We start from the raw sequence: 16,546 nt of genomic DNA, 5'->3' as shown, positions 1-16,546 counted from the left end.
CTTTCGAGCAGCGATAGGTCGCCTTTGCAGAACAATATAAAAGGAGGCTCGGGAATTTCCTTCAGCCTTTTCGGGAACTCCTTCGACTCTCGCGTTACCGCCGCGATGCCGAGCGATTTCATTTTTTCCGCCAGCTTATCCGGTTGAAATTCGTCCATCGCGGAAACGATGTCGGCCTTAAGCGACTCGCCCAAAAAATCCAGTTTCCCGATTTCCGCCCGTTTGGCGGCGGCTGCCGACTCCGGGCTTCCGAAATGCGCTGAAAGCGCGTCGAAATGAGACGGCCGAAGCCACCTGATATGGCCGAACAAAAGGTATGCCGCCAAATTTTTATCCATCGCGAACGCCCGCTGGCGCGGATAGATTAGCGCAGATTACGCCGGCTGCCGAAAGAGCAACTCGGCTTGTTACAGATTCGGACTCGGTGCGGCCTGCCCCGGCTCTACGATTTTCACTGTTACTCCCTGGTGCCACTTGAACTTGATCGGCGTGTTGTCGCCGAACGCCGTGTAATATGAATTCGGATTGCCGACAGCCGGATCATCAGGAACTCCAAAGGTAAGATATCCTGGACTCAGCGGCGTCCAGGGAAACGAAAACAAATCTCCGCTGGATCCCGGCGGAGACTCGGTGCTCGACTGCACGAAACTCGCGTTGAATTCAAGCATGCTCGGATTGCCCGCTATCGGGATGACCGGCGCAGGCAAGTAAAATCCGTCTTTGAAATCGAAAAAACTTCCAAGCGTAACGAATCCAAAATCCTGCGGCTTCACGTTCGGCGTGTAGGAAATCCTCACCTGGTTCATCTGATACATCCGCCCCGCGAGCGTTTTCGCATTAGCCGTGAGGTAAATCGTTTCGCCCAGCTCGTAAACTTCCTTGTCCGTAGTGAGGAACAGACAGTCGTTCGGGCGCGGCACGAATAAGCTCACCTCGGTCGTATTTCGCTCCTCGTTGCCAATGGCATCCTGTGCGCGCACCGTGAAATAGTATGTCGCCGCGCCCCGCGCTCCTTGGATAACCGCCGGACTTTCGGTGAACCCGCGTTCGACGGACGAGTATGCAAAATCAATCGGCGAAATCGTCCAGTAATAAACGTTGTAAGTCACCGGGCCGCTTGCGTCGGAAGCCGTGCCGAAAGCAACTTCGACCAGGTTGTCCCCTATGAGCGACGCACCTGATGCGCCTGCGGCACCGTTCCAAACCGGGGGCTCTTTGTCATATTCTATGTTGCCGAAAACGCAATATGAACCGGTTGCAGAAACAGCACCCGTGTACGCGTTCGATTCCGCGTTCAAAGCTACCTGCCCCATCGGCAAGAACTGGTTTGGCTGGGTATACATCCAAAAGTCCATATTTGCCGGAGCGGCAACGCTCGCGCTTTTGCCCAGACCGGACGGAGCTGCACCCTCCGAAATCGCCGCGATGCCGAGCGGGATCGGAATGACCACCGCCGCATCCGCCTGGAGCTGCAACGGGTTGCCCGATTCGTCGTACACCGAAATTTCAACTCCGCAAATGAATTCAAGCCCGGACTGCGGCGCGCCTACAATATCCTGCGGTGCAAGGCCTTCGATCACCAAAACTGCTCCGTCCGGCAGACCGCCCGCGGGAACCGTCACTGAATGTCCGAACGATGTGGCCACCGTTTGCTCGACCGCCCAGTCCGGAGAAGATTCGACGCTGAAGGTGTACTCGGCGGCAGGGAAAGTCCTTTCCCCTTCTTCATACATCCCGTCCGACGCGCGCACCTCATACAAATAGCGTCTGTCCGCCGGGGGTTTCTCGTCAATGTATTCATACTCGGCAAACAGCGTTGTCACCGGTCCATCTTGACGGTTGATGCTGACGAGGGACGATGGAAACTGCCTGTTCGGCAGCCTGGAGGCAAGTGAAAAAATCCCGTTTTGCTCTTCGATGCGGTAAACGTTGTATCCGGCCACCTTTGCGCCATAATTCTGCGCAATGGGAGTGATGTCCGAAACGCCGATTTCACCGTTTTTGTCACCGTCCACGCGAATAAGCAGCTCGCCTTCGGTCGCGAGAAAATTAAGCGCGATCGGGGTCAAATCGGGGACCGCCACTTCGCCGTCGTTGTCGTAGTCCCCCAAATTGCGCTCGGTCCAGCTCACGTGAACATCGCCGGCGCGGTCCAAAAAAACATCCACTTTGTCGACGCGATTGGCCTCTCCCCTGGGCGCGCGGTTAACTTCGCGTTGCGCGCCGTCCGCATCATATTCGAACGTCGCTTCGAAAACAGTCGCTCCGGCGAAGACTGCCGGATCGGTTTCCAGGTGTTCGGTGAATACGCCTGCGTCGACAGCTCCTTCCACTACGCCGAACAGCTTAATTGGCATCGCTTCGAACGGCACTCCCCATTTCCCCTCCTTGAACACCCAGGACGGGTCGTTGGGCTTGATTCTGAACGCCGCTCCGTTGAAACTTCCCGACTTCAGGATGACCGCCACAGTTGCCGAAGTGCCGTTTTTTAAGACTTGAACTGAATAACCGCTTTTGATTTCATCGACCTCCGCGGGTATGAGCGAGAATCCATTCTCCATTACGGCGTTCTCGTCATCCAGCCAGGTACAAGCGGGGGCGTCTCCGCTCAAACGCTGACTTGCGCCGCGCAAGGAATATGCGGTGAATCTGCCGCAGGCAAGCAAAACCATGCTTTGGGCAAAAAGAGCGGAAGCGAGCAGTGCCCGAAAAGCCGCCCCTGAATATTGTGTTTTGGCCATTTACGTATCCGGCAACTGAGAATGACGGAATTAGTATACCTCTGGACGATGGGCAAACTTGTTTCGCGGCCAAAAGACCCATTCAATTTACAATTATTCTCCGCCGGACTCCATATGCCTATGCCGATGTGTGGTGGCCGCATGCCGCCGCGAAGCGTTCGAGTTCCCGCTCGTATCCTTCGGGAAACTCGAAACGGACGTAACCGGATTCGTAATAACCGTGGAAATCCGTTCCCCCTGTGAAAAACATTCCTCTGTCCTTCCCCTCATTAATGTATTGAGCGGTTTGCTCCGCCGTATGAATCGGATATGCCGCCTCGATTCCGCTCGCAAGGGAAAGAAGCGTCGATAGCGCATCGGCGGATTTGATCTTGCCGGGATGCGCGACGACAACCACGCCGCCCAAGTCGCGCGCTCGCTTGGCCGCGACGCGCATGTCAAGTGCCGGCGGCTGGTATGCCGCGCCGCCGGGACCGATGTTGTTAAGCACGAATTCCCTGATCGCTTCAAGCACCAACGGAAGGTATCCGCGTTCGATCATCTGCATTATCATCGGCGGGACTCCGACCGGCGCGGGAGACGACACTGCCTCCATCAGCTCGAAATCCAGCCTGTAACCCTGACGCAGCAGCCCGTCCACTATCTTTTTCGCGCGCTCGTTTTGCATGCGCCGGATTTCCTCCTCGAACGCCCGAACGCCCGCATCGTCGACATCCATTCCATACCAGAGGATGTGGATTTCTTCGCCCCGGTTTTTATTCGGATGCCGGTCGAACTCTACGATTTCCTCCAGCCGACCGGGGGTGTACCAAGTGGAAATCTCCATTCCGGGAATAAGCTCGATTCCGGCCGATTTGGCCGGAATTATCCCGTCCCGGTATCCCCACAGCGTGTCGTGGTCCACTATCGCGGCACGCCCTATGCCGTTTTCCGCAAGGATTCCGATGAGCTCCGCCGCGGAATATCGCCCGTCCGATCTGGTCGAGTGAACGTGAAGATCCCAGCCGGTTCGAATTCCTTCCACGCTGCGATTATCGCACAACCGGAACAAATACGCTTGCGTTGTCGTATCCAACGCGTTTATTCAACGGAATCGGGATCAATTCTGGTAAAATCGCTTCGACCTGCATCCGATGCAGGCAAAACGGAGCAATCATGCATCTTTGTCCTCACTGGAAATTCCCTCAAGCCAGGCGCAATCAGGCGGCGTTGCTCGCCTTGTTGGTCCTGGTCGTAACATCGTTCGCCGCGAATGCTTGCGGCAAAAACCCCTCGCGTAAGTTGTTCGCACGGGAAAAACCAGCGTCGGGGGATTCGATTTCCTTCGACGCTTCCGGGGCGGACCTGGTCATTGGCGCGCCTGGATCGCCGGGCGTGCTGCCCCCGGAACTCCCCGAAACGCTTGTCCGGGGAACGTTTTCCGTGGTTCCAATCGGCTTGAATAATGAATTCGATCCCAAGGCCTGCGGGCTGTATTCGCTCAAGGTAAGCGACAAGAAAGGCGGCAAGCTGGCGGAGATATCCGCCATCGACGTTATTGACATGCGCTTCGCGCTGTTCGAGGTTCGCTACGACGCGTCGCGGTACTCCCCCGAAACCTCGGTGCCTGGGAATTTTCTTGGACCGGATAACGAAACGGTGCGGCTTGTCGTCACTTCAATATCCGGCGTCGTCTACGTCGGAATCGCGCGCATCGGATTCGATCAAAAAACCGGAGCGGCCGGTAGCGGCGAGCTTGCGCGGATATTTTTCAAAAACAAACCATTCAGCGGGAACAGGCGCACCTCCAAAGCTCCGTCGGAAACGGATAACCGTGTGCTGCTGCTTGCGGACGACGAAGTTACCGCACGCTTCACAGAGCGAAACCGAGGCGACTGCGACAACAACGGCGAGGTCGGTATCGCCGACATCACGCCGATCGCCCTCAATTTCAACGAGTCCTCAGGCGAAAGCACCGCCGCGCAAAACGCGGACTCGGATGGCAACGGCGAAGTGGGAATCGCGGATATCACGCCGATTGCGCTCGCTTTCCTGAACCAGATTTCAGGCTATCGCGTATTCAGGCTGGAATCAGCGACGGCCCCGTCGGCTGCGAATTTCGTCGGGCTTGCTCCTTGGCAAATCCTTCCACGCCCCACAGGGCTTACCGGCCAAAATCCGCGTCCCTCTTACACTTTCAGCGATCCCACGGCGGCGCCCGGCGTTTATTACGCGGTTGCGCCGTTCGATTCGGAGGGCAACCAAGGTGTCCTTTCTAATATCATACAGGGCAACCAGCCCTCCGGCGGCCCGTTAGTCACGATTAATTCTCCTGACGACGGCGCAGTCGTCAGCGGAGTGGTTCAAATCACGGTTGACGTTTCTACGCTGTCCGCTGTGACCGGAGTGGATTTTTTCATCGATGATATGCTCAATCCCGCGGGCTCGGATGACGCCCCTCCATACAGCTTCGACTGGAACACGAACACGCTGCCGACAGAAGCATCACACATAATCCGCGCAGTCGCAACCGACGATCAAGCGCGAACCGGAGAAGATTCGATAACCGTATCAAACATCTTCTTCAACTTGGCGATTACACCGGAAAGCGGTTGGCTGCAATCGGGCGGCACCGTTCCGGTGGAGGCAATCAGCGATTACCCCGGCAATTTGAGCGTTGAATTCCACTTGGACGGAAGCTTGGCAAGTACAGTAACTTCGCCTCCCTATATCTACTATTGGAACGTGGACGGGGCATCGGACGGGCCGCACGATTTCTTGATTATCGCCACCGACGAGTTCAGTCGTTCGAAACAGGTCGAAGCGACATATATAAAGTCCTACCTGCAAACGCTTCCTCCTGTGGAATGGCAAAACGCGCTCGGCGCGGTCGGACTCGGCCCGGCGACTCCGGGGATGGCGGACGTTTTCGGCGCGGGCATCCAGTACGGCACGTTTGCATGGTCGAATTACAACGACCTGTTTACGATGCTGCCTACGTATTGGACGATCTGGTACGAGGATACTGATTCCGGCCCGCGGTATATGCATGACAAGGGCAAGTTTCTCTCGACGACGACATCGCTCCAGTCGCTGATTCACGACGCGAGCCTGGAGGGGCTTCCGCAACACTGGATCGATCCCCAAACTCACAGCGAAGTTCTTGATCCGCAGCAACCGCTCGCCAAGGCAATTGCCGACTTCGTCGCGACGGCAGGCGGCGTCCCGAATCAGGCAGCCTACCAGTCGGCGATCGGCACTATGTCGCTCGAATCACAGCGCGCGATCGCGCCGCTGTTTTACGCTACGGGACATGCTTTAACTTTGCGCAACGTCAACCTCGCCGAAATGGGCTTCACTCAAGATGGCATAAACAACGTGTTCGCCTACGCGCATGGCGATCCTTCGGGAGGCTTGATTTCGCTTTTTGCCAGTGCATACCTGCCTGGTCTCTTCGACGTTTCGGGAAACAACTTTTTCTTCGCGGGCTTCCGTTACGAAGCGCTGTTCGAAGGCGCGGCATATTTGGGAGATGCAATTGACGACCTAACTGAATATTTAAAATCGAATCCTTCGTTCGAAAATGTCAGTCTCGATATTTCGACTCCCGCCGGGCGCGTTAAAATCGCGGGCACAGGCAACGACATTCACGCCGCAGCCGCGCCCGACGGCCACGCGATCCTCATCGATCTCGGCGGGAGCGACACGTACAACTGCCATGCGGGAGGAACCGCTAGCGGAAACAACGGCGTAGCCATCTGCCTGGACTTCGGCGGCAACGACACGTACAACAGGATGGACAATCCGGACGATATAGACAGGACGGCATCGCCGCCCAACGACGACACTTCCCAGCAAGGCGCGGGAAGGCTGGGTATCGGCGTCCTCGTGGATTACGGCGGAGACGACACCTACCGCTCGGTGCGGCTTTCCCAGGGAAGCTGCGTCTTCGGCGTCGGCGTACTCGCGGACTACGGATTCGGCAACGACGACTACGAAATGGAAGCGTTAGGTCAGGGAGGTGCCATCGGCGGCATCGCGATTCTGCTGGATGAAGGCGGCGCGGACGAATACACGGCCTGGCAGAAGTCCCAGGGATTCGGTGGATTGATGGGAATAGGGTATTTGATAGACCAAGGATTCGAAAGCGACGTTTACTACGCAGTTCCCGACGGCGATCCGGCCAAGCCGGAATACTGGCTGTCCGGCGCCTCGTACGACAACAAAAACATGAGTTCCAGCCAAGGATGCGGATGGGGCGCGCGCTGGGGTTGGATCGAAGACATACCCACTGCAGGCGTGCACACCGTCGGCTCCGGCGGGCTGGGGATACTGTGCGATTCGGGAGGCGACGACGAATACACCTGCGGCGTGTTCGGCCAGGGGTGCGGCTTTTACCAGGGTACCGGGCTTTTGATAGACATGCTGGGAAACGATACTCGCAACGGCCACTGGTACACGCAGGGCGCGACCGCGCACGTCGGTGTCGGCGGGCTGTTCGACCTGTACGGCGACGACAACTACGCGAACGACGCTTCTGTCGGCGTCGGCGGCGCGCACGACTGGTCGATTACATGGTTTTGCGATATTGCGGGCGACGACATATATAACGCCGCGGGGCTCGGACTCGCGTCAGGATACTCGAACAGCTTCGCCTATTTCCTCGACCTGTCAGGAGCGGACAGCTATTCCGCGCACGGCGCGAACGAAAACACGACTCTGGGGAAAGGCAACCTGGGCGATGCGAACCGCCCCGACGAGCCGAGCTACGGCATTTTCTTGGATCTATTCGGCGGCGACACGTACGATCCCGTTTACCAGAACATGGTCGAGAGCGCGGGAAAACCCGGCAACGGCGCAAGCTGGATCAGGACGGTCGAAGGAACCTATACGAACGGCAGAGGAAGCGGCTTGGACGTTGATTAGCCGACGCTAGGGCTTGATAAGCATTTTGAGCCCCACGGCGATAACAACGATGCCGAAGATACGCTTTAGCGTCTCATCCGGGACGTATTGAACCAGATGCGCGCCGGCAAGCCCACCGGCGAAAATGCCGACCGCTATCCAGGCAGCTATCGGAATCTGTTCAATCCCGATTACGCCCTCCCGCCAGTATCTCCATACGGCAAGAAGGCCGACCGGAGGAATAAGCGCCATCAGCGAAATGCCTTGTGCTTCGTGTTGGCCGACACCGAGAATATAAACAAGCGCGGGTATCAGAATCACGCCCCCTCCCAAGCCGAAAAAACCCGCGAATAATCCCGCCAAAAGCCCCAGTAGTACGATTTTAGCAAGCGGCATCGAAACTCCGGCTACCAAAAGGAAATTGAAGACCGGAGTTTAGCACCGTGAGAAGCGTTTTATATAATCACCCTGCGGGCGCGCGGCATGCACGCGATTCTAAAACGACGCGACGATGGAAGCTTCGGCAAGATCGTCCGCGACGTAAGGCGGCGAACCTTCCGAAACGTAAATGTCGTGCTCTTTGTGAAAATTAAACTTGGTTACTATGAAATAAACGACCTCCATTGGATGGTCGGAGGAAATTTTCTGTTTGTAAGATCTCTTAACTTCATCAGGATCTTCCGCGTCGATCTTGACAAACTCCCTCTGCAATCCGCCAACCGATACGAAATTGCTTCCATCCCAGTACCATGCGCATAAATCTATGTCGCGGCTGATTACGGCTTCCACCTTGAGAAACTCGTGACCTTCCGGAGCGTCTTGCGTCTCGAACGCCTGTCCCTTTACGCGGTTGAAAATCACGCGCGCAATCGGGCGCGCTTCTTTCAACTTGAATCCATCCAGCGGCCGCTTGCGCGCTTTTTCAATGTAATACTTCAGTTTTTCCGCGGGTATTTTTTCGATTATTGGCTTTGCCTTGGCGTACCAGTCCGAACCGGGATCGAGGGTTTTCCAAGCTTCGATCGCTTCGTCGTACTTGTGCTGCTTATACAGCTCAAGTCCGGCGTTGTACTTGCCCTTTTCTCCTTCGGCCGCGGCTTTTTTAAGCTTGGCCATAAGTGCTGGGTCGCCCTTGCCCGTCGGAACGTAACCCAGTACGATACCAGCCTCCTTGTATTTGCCTTCGTCGATAAGCTTTTGGGCGCGCGCACCCAGTGCGCCGGCAAATGCAGCGTCAATCTCGTCCGCAAGCTCAGGCGATGTTTCTAGAACCGCCGACCACATCTCGTATTTGGCAGGGTCGAACTTGTCCGAAGTCACGAGGGGCTTCAACCTGCTTTTCAGACTTTCGGCGGCTTTGACTTGCTCTGGTCCAACCGACTCGGACAAAAGCTCGAAATATGCGAACTGCGCGTTTTCGAATTTGCCTGCATCGAACGCCTTCTCCGCGCGGGCAAGTTTGCCTTCGTAGCTCTGGCAGCCGGTCGCAGCGGCGGCAATCGCCAAGGCGGTCAAAATCAAACTTAAGGTAGCAGCTCTCAAATCTGGCCTCCTCACGGGGCTTTGGACTCTGATTGTAGCAAAATGGTTCACTTCGACGCTCGTGATAAAATCCGTCCCCCATGTGCGGAATATTCGGAATCGTGTTCGACTCACCGCGCGCCGATCTTGGCGAATTACTTGTGCGCGCGGGCAAAAGATTAAGCTACCGCGGCTACGACTCGGTCGGATGCGCGGCGATCGGCGCGGACGGCGCGATAGAGCTTCGCAAGGATGCGGGCAAAATCGAGGACGTCAACCGCAAGCTCAAGTTCGACGAGCTTTCGGGTAAACGCGGGATGATTCAGCTTAGATGGGCCACATTCGGCGCGCCGACCCATGAGAACTCCCAACCGCACCTTTCGCTGGACGGGAAAATGGTTGGTGCACACAACGGCAACATAACCAACACCCCGTTCTTGATCGAAAAGCTAACGGCGGAAGGAATGACTTTCCTCGGAGTCAACGATGGCGAAGTAGTGCTCCGCGTAATCGAAAAGTTTATAAACGAGGGCAAGTCCCTGAAGGAAGCCCATGCAGCGTCCCTTGAATTGCTTGAAGGACATTTCAGCTGCATAGCCGCGCGCTCGGAAGACGGCAAAATGAGCGCTTTCCGGAACGGAAGCTCGCTTTTCCTCGGTATTGGCGAAGGATTTGTCTGTGCGTCTTCAGACCTGCCGTCAATTCTCGAATTCACGGATGAATACATACAGCTTCAGGACGGAGATTACGTCGAATTTACGTCCCGCACTTTCGAGATTTTCAACCTTTTCCGGCGTGAAGCTGTAGATGCCAAACCCGTCAAAAGCCAGTTCGGTATCGAAGACGTGCAAAAGGGTAACTTCCCGCATTTTATGCTTAAGGAAATCCATGAGCAGGAAAAAACGGTCCCGGATTTATTAACCAGAATTGCGGGAAGCAAGGAGCTTTCGGATTTCGCGTCGCACATCTCCAAGGCGCGCAGGCTTTATATGACCGGCGCAGGCAGCTCGTTTCATTCGCTTCTGTTCGGATGCCATTGCCTTTCGCGGCTTGCGCGCATACCGGCGGTCCCCTGCTACGCGAGCCAGTTCCTTCCGCTATACGGACCGTCCGTTTCAAAGGAAGACACCGTCGTTCTTGTATCGCAAAGCGGTGAAACGAAAGACCTGCTGGACGTGCTTTGGTTTGTAAAGGACGAGATGGGCGGCGATGTGCTGTCCGTGGTAAACAATATCGGAAGCACAATCGCCCTCAACTCGAACACTCTTCTTCCGCTTACGTGCAATTTGGAAATAAGCGTTCCCGCCACGAAAACGTTTCTGAATCAAGTCGTATTATTTCTGTATCTCGCCTGCCATTTAAACAAATTGCATGGCGACGCGCCTTTGGGCGCTCCTGCGCCCGCCGATTTCAATGGACTCGGTGAACTGATTGCTCGAACGATTGATCTATGCGACGAGCCTATGCGCAAGCTTGCGGGCAGGCTGCTGCCGCATAAGGAGTTTTACATTCTGGGCTTCGGACTGACCTACCCAATCGCGCTTGAAGGCGCGCTAAAGGTAAAAGAAGTCGTTTTCAACCATCCGGAAGGGATGTATTCAAGCGAGTTCAAACATGGCCCGCTTGCTGTTGTGGCGCCGGGATACCCTGTGCTTTATACGTATGTGAGCGGCGACGAAAACTATGTTTTAAGCCACATGAACGAGGTTAAGTGCAGACAGGGAACGGTTATCGCGTTCGGCCCGGCAAACGATCTCGTCGATGAAACGGCGGAAACCGCGTATCATCTGCCCGAAGGTGTGGACAACCCCTATATCCAGGCAATCCTGCTCACCATACCTTTTCAGCTTTTGGCGTATCATCAAGCCGTGCTCGTCGGGAACAATCCCGACCAGCCGAGAAACCTTAGTAAGACTTTGACGGTCTACTAACCGGCACCGTCCGGTACTTTGAATATGGAAACGGATAGCGTTCGCGGGGATGTCGGCAAGCCGGCAAGCCGGCGCGCCGCGCGCAAGAAGTTACTGGAAATATGCTTCGAAGCCGATTTCCACCTGGTTGATGATCCTGCCGCATTTGTAGAAGAGAGGTTGCTGCGCCCGCCGGAAAACGATCCTTCCGATCCGGACGGCCATATCGTCCGGAAATTTGAAGGTGATAATTTGCATTTCATAAAATCCCTGGCCGAGCTGGTTTTAAGGAACACGAAAGCGCTGGATGCGGTCTTGGAGCGCTATCCGTGGGAATGGTCGTTCGACAGAATCGGCAGGCCGGAGCGAATCGTCTTGCGCATCGCGCTTGCCGAATTGCTTTTCACGGACACATCCTACAAAATCGTGATCAACGAAGCACTGGATCTTGCGAAGGCCTACGGCGAATCCGATGCAAACCGTTTTGTAAACGGCATACTCGGTTCGATATACAGCGATTTGGAGTCCATCAGAAATGAATTCAGCGACTAAATCACGCAAATTGGCTGCACCGCTGATTGCGCTCGCAGTTGTAACTGCCGTAGTGCTAGTCGGAGCGTTTGCCGCAAAGTCAATTTTCCCGCCCCGGATCGAAAACGGGATTGAGATGCAAAAACCCATTTGGCAGCCGGCGCACAGCCTGCTGCTTCAGATGGACTTCGAGTACAAGACGGACGTGTTTTCAGTCACCGAGGATATTTCAGGGGATTACCCGCTTTCAATTTTGGCTGTGGATTTCGGCATTTACGTGCACCGGATCGGCGGCTTCGCCAAGAGCTTCATATTCGGCGGAACGCACTCAAGCGAGTTTTACAGGCTGATAGGCGACAGCGATTTGTACAAATGGCAGAAGAGCCACAAGTTGGAGCCGTCCGAGCCTAAATACAAAATATACGTTAAGGACGATGCGGAACACCTGAAACAAGAATTCAGCATTCGCTTCAAAAATGGCGCAAAAGTCCCCGCTTATTTCCCGCAGGGGCTGAAAGACAAAATCGCATCCGGCCAAACAACTGTGGTCGAGGCAGGCAATTACTACTACATCTCCGCAGAAGACATTTATATGGTGCATTGGGTCGGGCCTTCCCCGCTACCCGAAGAAACCAGAGCTTTAATAGACGAGTTGGTGTCACGTATGAAATTCGGCGTCGGCGAATCGCAGACTTCCGAAGAACAATCTTTGAAGTCCGAAAACAAAGGCGGCGAACGATCACAAGCTGAAAATGAAGATTCGCCCACTTCCGGGCGGGAACTCGAATCCGGAGGCGACTCGGACACAGACAAAATTGATCCGCTTCCGGCACTTCCCGGAAATTAGCGCCGGCTACATTCTGTCGGCTTCAGTCAGTTTTTCGCGGCCGCCAAGGTAATCGCGCAACACGGGCGGAATTTCCACTCCGCCGTCGGCGGTCTGGTAGTTTTCGAGAATCGCCGCGTAAAGCCTGGGCAGCGCCACGCCGCTAGCATTCAGCGTATGCGCGTAAAACGGCTTGCCCGTGTTCGGATCGCGGTACCTTATGTTCGCGCGCCTGGCCTGGAAGTCTTCGTAGTTGGAGCTGGATGAAACTTCCTGCCAACTGCCGTCGGACGGCAGCCACACTTCGAGGTCATACGTCTTAGCGCTTCCGAACGTCATATCCCCCGTGGGCAGCAGCGTTCTCCGGAAGTGCAGCCCCAAGCGCTTGAGTATTTCCTCGGCCTCGCGCGTCAATCCCTCGTGCCTTTCGTAGCTCGTGTGAGGCGTCGTAAAGTTGACCAGCTCAACCTTGTCGAACTGGTGAACCCGGATCAGCCCTTTCACCGCCTTGCCATAGCTGCCCGCTTCCCGCCGGAAACAGGCCGTATAAGCGCAATACTTAATCGGCTCTTCCAGATTTTCGATAATCGAGTCGCGGTGGTAATTCGTCACAGGCACTTCCGCGGTCGGAATCAGGTACATAGCCCCGCCCTCGAGGCCGTACATATCGTCCGCGAACTTGGGAAGCTGACCGGTGCCGACCATCGCTTCCGCAAGCACCAAGTAGGGCGCCGACAACTGCACATATCCGTGCTCGTTTTGATGCACGTCCAGCATCCACTGGATAATCGCCTGCTGCAGCCTCGCGCCCCAGCCGCGGAAGAAATAATATCCATGCCCGCTCACGCGCGCGCCCGCTTCGAAATCGATCAGCCCCAGTCTGGCGGCGATTTCAAGATGATCCTTCGCCGGAAAGCCCAAATCGCGGGGCTCGCCCCATATGGAAACTATCGTCTTGTCGCTGTCCGCCATCCCGAACGGAACGCTCGGATGCGGGATGTTCGGCAGTTCCAACATCAGCCGCTCTATCTTGCCCGCGATTTCGGCGAACTCTTCCTCCATCGCTTTGACGTGCATACCCAGCACTTTCATTTGGTCGATGCGTTCCGCCATTTCCTGGCGTTTCCCGGCCTTCTGCAGTTCGGCGATTTCCTTGGAAGCGCGGTTCTTGTCCTCCTGCAAATCGTTCAGCGCCTTTTGAGTACGGCGGGACTCCTCGTCCAGCGCCAGGAATTTGTCCACCAGTTTGACGTAATCGCGTCCGCGTCGCGACAGCGCGTCCTTGGCTTCGTCGGGATGCTCGCGCAGAAACTTTTTATCGAGCATCGATGTACCCCAGAAGGTCGCCCTCTTTTACAGCGCCTTCCTTGACCAGCGTTTCCGCGAGCACGCCCGAGTGCTCGGCCTCGAAAACAACCGTAGCCTTGTCGCTTTCCACTTCGAACAGCTCGTCTCCGTCCTCGACGACATCGCCCGGATTCTTCAGCCACGCGCTGAAGATAATCTCTTGGCTCTGCATGCCCATCGCGGGCAGCCTGATTTCGAATCTTTTTCCCGCCATCGCTATCTCGTTACCGCCTCTGCAGCAAACTTTCTGACCATTTCCACAATTTCATCGAGACTTGTGCCGGGCCCCGCAACGCCTTTGCATCCGGCCTTTATCAGCTCGGGAATATCCGAATCCGGAATGATCCCGCCGGCCAGCACCGCCACATCCGGCCTGCCTTGTTCGGCCAGCATTCTAATCACTTCCGGCACCAGTGTCCTGTGCGCGCCCGAAAGGATGGACAGGCAACACACCTCCGCATCTTCGTCCACGCAGGCGCGGGCGATGCGCTCCGGCGTTTGATGAAGGCCGGTATAGATGACTTCCATCCCCGCGTCGCGCAGCGCGCGCGCGATCACCCTCGCGCCGCGGTCGTGCCCGTCAAGCCCCGGCTTGGCTACGACTACCCGGATTGTTTTTGTTGCAACCATGTTGTTTTACAGCTTGAAATTCCAACGCAGGGCGCACTGCGTGCGCCCGCACACAAAATCCACATAAATCGCCGGTCTCCCGACCGGCGCGCCGATTTTACCACCGGGCGTTGCTCATCGGTTATATAATTCGCCTATGGGCTACGTCCTCGTCCTTTTCATTCTTCTTATGGGCTTCCTGCTTTACCGGAAGCTGCTCCCGGCAATCCTCTGCCTCCCTCTTTTCGCGATCGTTATCGCAAAAGCCGCTCTTTTACCGACCGCGGGGGCAGCCTGGCGCGATGGCGGATTGCTCGGATACATCGGCCACTTTTCGCCCGTCCTCGACGTCGTGATCTCGCAGGGCGCGGCTATGCTTGTCAGCGCGTACATCGCCGTCGTCCTGGGGGCGATCCTCGCCGCGCACATCCGCGAAAACGGAGTGGCGGAACAGATCGTCCGGTTCGCCGCGGAGTACGGCGGCGACTCGCCGTTCGCGCTCTCGCTCGTCCTCACACTCGTCACCGCGCTGCTTTTTACGACGCTGGGCGGATTGGGCGCGGTCATAATGGTCGCGACGCTCACGCTCCCGGTGCTGCGCAGCGTCGGTGTATCCGGCAAAATCGCGGGCGCGTCGTTCCTTTTCGCGCTGTCGCTCGGCGGCACTCTCAACCCGGTCAATTGGCAGATTTACAAGGACGTGCTCGGCCTCGAAGCGGACACGATCATCCGGTTCGCGCTCGTAATGTTCGGCGTGTTCGCCGTCCTCACCGTGCTTTACTTGGCGTGGAAGCTCGTGCGCTCGGTACGCGGCCGCGTTATTACCGTTGCGGTTGCACTTTTGCTCGTAATTGCAGTCGCGGCGCTCCAGCTCACCGGCGCATTCGCGAAAATCAAGGACTACCTGCTCTGGACGCTGCTCGGAATGATGCTCGCCGCGCTATTCGTGCTTTGGGTTGGCGCGTTCGTCACGATGGCGATGGTGTATTTCGGCTGGCGGAAAGGCGCGGCGCAAAATGGCGGTGCGTCGAATTCCGGAGGCGAAACAACTAAGCCCAAACCCCGCGTATTCGCGTACGCGGCGATTCTCGTTCCGCTTCTTTTCCTTCTCGCCGACGCGCTCGCCCGCGCCAGCGTGCCCGGTTACGCCGACAGCGGGATCGCAATGCCTTTCATCGCGGCGCTCGCGCTCGGCGTGATTTATTCGTTCGTCGCGTCGTTCGTGCGCGACGGGAAAAACGCCGACCTGCTGATGAAATCGTGCTTCGAGGGGTTCAGGGACGCCGCGCCCGCGGTGCTTCTGATGCTCGGAATCGGAATGCTTCTCAAAGCGACGATGATGCCGGAAACGAGTGCCCTCGTCGAGCCTCTCATCAGGGCGGCCATCCCGCGCTCGCCGCTGGCGTACGTGATCGCGTTCACGGTGCTCGCGCCGCTGTCGCTTTACCGCGGGCCGCTGAATCTCTGGGGGATGGGCAGCGGAGTCGTCGGCATCGTGAAGGCAGCGGGCGCGCTGTCCGCCGCGCATGTGATGGGCGCGTTCTTCAGCGTGGGGATGATGCAGGGCATTTGCGACCCGACGAACACCCACAACGTGTGGATAGCCAACCACGAGGGCGTGGACGTGCTGGATTTATCGAAAGAAACGCTGCCGTGGGTGTGGGCCGGAGTGGCCGCTGGGCTGGTCGCGGCAAGCGCGATGATGGGGGGCTGGGGGTAGGGCATTATGATAACGCCTTGTTTTGTCCAAATCTGTGTTTTCTTGAAGGGAGCCTCTAATGCCTATACCTAAAGATGCCAAATTCGGCAAACAACTTGTGATAAAGAACAAGCTTGTAGATTTTTCGTTTTGGCCAACCAGACGTGGTATCCGCAGAGCCGGATTAGGCTGGAAGGTACACACTAGGAATCCTTGGCCTATTATTGAGTCACACATCAATAAGAAATGCCCTGCCGGTTCAAGAGAGTCAGCGATTTTCTTCCTGAATCAAGCATCAGATTATTTCCAGGCTGCGACCTCGTCCGGAGTAAGCGCGGCCCGGCCTGTTCTCATCTACTATTGCATGTTAAATCTTGCCTGTACAACTAGCCTTCATGTCTGACGTATAATAGGTTTTCAGGCAAGGAGGTATGGAATGGCAGAAGCAGCGGTGAAGGCGAAGGCGAAGGTTGGATCC

At 56.4% G+C, this 16,546-nt stretch carries 14 protein-coding genes; 6 read left to right on the top strand and 8 right to left on the bottom strand.

What is annotated here, in order from left to right; all coding sequences use genetic code 11:
• The 3 genes from HRF49_12495 to HRF49_12485 all read right to left on the bottom strand — a co-directional run.
• On the bottom strand, positions 1-338 hold a 338-nt coding region (locus HRF49_12495), incomplete at its 3' end, for a hypothetical protein (protein ID MEP0815464.1).
• 69 nt (positions 339-407) lie between these two features.
• The gene (locus HRF49_12490; protein MEP0815463.1) at positions 408-2,612 is read right to left on the bottom strand and encodes a hypothetical protein; all 2,205 of its coding nucleotides are present in this window, start codon (positions 2,610-2,612) and stop codon (positions 408-410) included.
• A gap of 247 nt (positions 2,613-2,859) precedes the next feature.
• Positions 2,860-3,765, bottom strand: coding sequence for a hypothetical protein (locus HRF49_12485; GenBank protein ID MEP0815462.1), 906 nt, complete (start codon positions 3,763-3,765; stop codon positions 2,860-2,862).
• A gap of 131 nt (positions 3,766-3,896) precedes the next feature.
• On the opposite strand from HRF49_12485, the gene HRF49_12480 reads away from it, so the two are divergent.
• Positions 3,897-7,646: a hypothetical protein gene (locus HRF49_12480; GenBank protein MEP0815461.1), complete on the top strand. Its 3,750-nt coding sequence runs from the start codon at positions 3,897-3,899 to the stop codon at positions 7,644-7,646.
• A gap of 6 nt (positions 7,647-7,652) precedes the next feature.
• Here the strand turns inward: HRF49_12480 and HRF49_12475 are convergent, their stop codons facing one another.
• Together HRF49_12475 and HRF49_12470 are read right to left on the bottom strand one after the other, a co-directional pair.
• Positions 7,653-8,021: a sulfite exporter TauE/SafE family protein gene (locus HRF49_12475; protein MEP0815460.1), complete on the bottom strand. Its 369-nt coding sequence runs from the start codon at positions 8,019-8,021 to the stop codon at positions 7,653-7,655.
• Between the two features lie 99 nt (positions 8,022-8,120).
• On the bottom strand, positions 8,121-9,167 hold the full coding sequence (locus tag HRF49_12470; GenBank protein ID MEP0815459.1) for a hypothetical protein: 1,047 nt from the start codon (positions 9,165-9,167) through the stop codon (positions 8,121-8,123).
• 80 nt (positions 9,168-9,247) lie between these two features.
• Between HRF49_12470 and glmS the strand changes: the two genes are divergently transcribed.
• From glmS to HRF49_12455, 3 genes are read left to right on the top strand one after another with little or no spacing between them, the layout of a single operon-like run.
• Complete coding sequence (gene glmS, locus HRF49_12465) at positions 9,248-11,077, top strand: glutamine--fructose-6-phosphate transaminase (isomerizing) (protein ID MEP0815458.1); 1,830 nt, start codon at positions 9,248-9,250, stop codon at positions 11,075-11,077.
• A 24-nt stretch (positions 11,078-11,101) separates the two neighbouring features.
• Positions 11,102-11,608, top strand: a complete 507-nt coding sequence (nusB, locus tag HRF49_12460) for a transcription antitermination factor NusB (GenBank protein ID MEP0815457.1) — start codon at positions 11,102-11,104, stop codon at positions 11,606-11,608.
• Positions 11,592-12,434, top strand: coding sequence for a hypothetical protein (locus HRF49_12455; GenBank protein MEP0815456.1), 843 nt, complete (start codon positions 11,592-11,594; stop codon positions 12,432-12,434). Before nusB ends, HRF49_12455 begins: the two co-directional genes overlap by 17 nt.
• Positions 12,435-12,440: 6 nt before the next feature.
• Here HRF49_12455 and serS read toward each other — a convergent pair whose 3' ends face one another.
• The 3 genes from serS to HRF49_12440 are packed head-to-tail and all read right to left on the bottom strand — an operon-like array spanning position 12,441 to position 14,390.
• On the bottom strand, positions 12,441-13,739 hold the full coding sequence (gene serS, locus HRF49_12450; GenBank protein MEP0815455.1) for a serine--tRNA ligase: 1,299 nt from the start codon (positions 13,737-13,739) through the stop codon (positions 12,441-12,443).
• Positions 13,729-13,974 (bottom strand): biotin-requiring enzyme, encoded by a 246-nt coding sequence (locus HRF49_12445; protein MEP0815454.1) that lies wholly within the window; start codon positions 13,972-13,974, stop codon positions 13,729-13,731. Before HRF49_12445 ends, serS begins: the two co-directional genes overlap by 11 nt.
• Positions 13,975-13,976: 2 nt before the next feature.
• Complete coding sequence (locus HRF49_12440) at positions 13,977-14,390, bottom strand: cobalamin B12-binding domain-containing protein (protein ID MEP0815453.1); 414 nt, start codon at positions 14,388-14,390, stop codon at positions 13,977-13,979.
• 136 nt (positions 14,391-14,526) lie between these two features.
• On the opposite strand from HRF49_12440, the gene HRF49_12435 reads away from it, so the two are divergent.
• Both HRF49_12435 and HRF49_12430 read left to right on the top strand, forming a co-directional pair.
• Positions 14,527-16,089, top strand: a complete 1,563-nt coding sequence (locus tag HRF49_12435; protein MEP0815452.1) for a hypothetical protein — start codon at positions 14,527-14,529, stop codon at positions 16,087-16,089.
• A gap of 58 nt (positions 16,090-16,147) precedes the next feature.
• Complete coding sequence (locus HRF49_12430) at positions 16,148-16,471, top strand: hypothetical protein (GenBank protein MEP0815451.1); 324 nt, start codon at positions 16,148-16,150, stop codon at positions 16,469-16,471.
• Positions 16,472-16,546 lie beyond the last annotated feature (75 nt).

Source organism: bacterium (genome assembly GCA_039961635.1).
In the GTDB taxonomy this organism is placed as follows: domain Bacteria; phylum 4484-113; class 4484-113; order JAGGVC01; family JAGGVC01; genus JABRWB01.
This window is presented reverse-complemented; position numbering and strand designations above follow the sequence as displayed.

Excerpts from the sequence above, each read along its gene's own strand:
- HRF49_12480 (MEP0815461.1), top strand. The coding sequence starts at position 3,897 with ATGCATCTTTGTCCTCACTGGAAATTCCCTCAAGCCAGGCGCAATCAG.
- HRF49_12475 (MEP0815460.1), bottom strand. The coding sequence starts at position 8,021 with ATGCCGCTTGCTAAAATCGTACTACTGGGGCTTTTGGCGGGATTATTC.
- glmS (MEP0815458.1), top strand. The coding sequence starts at position 9,248 with ATGTGCGGAATATTCGGAATCGTGTTCGACTCACCGCGCGCCGATCTT.
- nusB (MEP0815457.1), top strand. The coding sequence starts at position 11,102 with ATGGAAACGGATAGCGTTCGCGGGGATGTCGGCAAGCCGGCAAGCCGG.
- HRF49_12455 (MEP0815456.1), top strand. The coding sequence starts at position 11,592 with ATGAATTCAGCGACTAAATCACGCAAATTGGCTGCACCGCTGATTGCG.
- serS (MEP0815455.1), bottom strand. The coding sequence starts at position 13,739 with ATGCTCGATAAAAAGTTTCTGCGCGAGCATCCCGACGAAGCCAAGGAC.
- HRF49_12445 (MEP0815454.1), bottom strand. The coding sequence starts at position 13,974 with ATGGCGGGAAAAAGATTCGAAATCAGGCTGCCCGCGATGGGCATGCAG.
- HRF49_12440 (MEP0815453.1), bottom strand. The coding sequence starts at position 14,390 with ATGGTTGCAACAAAAACAATCCGGGTAGTCGTAGCCAAGCCGGGGCTT.
- HRF49_12435 (MEP0815452.1), top strand. The coding sequence starts at position 14,527 with ATGGGCTACGTCCTCGTCCTTTTCATTCTTCTTATGGGCTTCCTGCTT.
- HRF49_12430 (MEP0815451.1), top strand. The coding sequence starts at position 16,148 with ATGCCTATACCTAAAGATGCCAAATTCGGCAAACAACTTGTGATAAAG.